Origin of the sequence: Paracoccus salipaludis (assembly GCF_002287065.1) — a bacterium.
Taxonomy (GTDB): domain Bacteria; phylum Pseudomonadota; class Alphaproteobacteria; order Rhodobacterales; family Rhodobacteraceae; genus Paracoccus; species Paracoccus salipaludis.
The window spans coordinates 1-583 of the sequence record NZ_NSJZ01000113.1 but is presented as its reverse complement, the minus strand read 5'-3'; the positions used below and the strand labels follow the sequence as shown (position 1 = coordinate 583).

Annotated in this window: 2 protein-coding genes; both read right to left on the bottom strand. The window is 61.2% G+C overall.

All coding sequences use genetic code 11. From position 1 onward, the window contains the following. On the bottom strand, positions 1-202 hold a 202-nt coding region (locus tag CK240_RS18845), incomplete at its 3' end, for a phage head closure protein (protein WP_167650113.1). A gap of 23 nt (positions 203-225) precedes the next feature. Next, positions 226-393 (bottom strand): head-tail connector protein, encoded by a 168-nt coding sequence (locus CK240_RS18840; protein ID WP_135058970.1) that lies wholly within the window; start codon positions 391-393, stop codon positions 226-228. Positions 394-583: the final 190 nt, after the last annotated feature.

Below are 583 nucleotides of genomic sequence, written 5' to 3'. Positions count from 1 at the left end.
CTTGCCAGAGGATGCGCCAGTCGGTCGCCACGTCTTCCCGGTGACGGATATGCACCAGCACCGCCTCGGTTGCCCGGATGCCTGCGCCTATCACTTCCTCGGTGCTCTTGATGGGCTCGATGCGGGCGAAGACAGTTGCCTGCGTCACCCACTCCTCGATGAAGCCGCCCATGTCGGTCTCGATGGTCTCGAACCGCTGCAATGCCACCCGCTCGCGCAGGTCGCCTATGTCCTGCGGCCGGTGAGGTCCGCGACGTGCTCGATTGCCGCGAACAGCATCCCGTCGATGGCAAGGTCTTCGTCGTCGTGACTGATGCGGGCGTGCTCTTTCACCCGTGCCAGCGAAAGGCCGTGCGGGGCGTTCGGATCGGGGGTGATGAGCTTCCACGACATGCCAAAATCCTAGCACGTCCTAGCAGTGCTAGCAAGGGGCCGTGGCAACAGCCCATGTGACTGATTCAGTTAAGAGAAAGGCCGATATGTTCCACATATGGAAGGACGGCCGGGGATCGGGGTCGTAGTTGCGGTGCAACGGGGTGCAAGCAAGGGTGCACGATTTCGCTCACCCATACTAATAGATAAC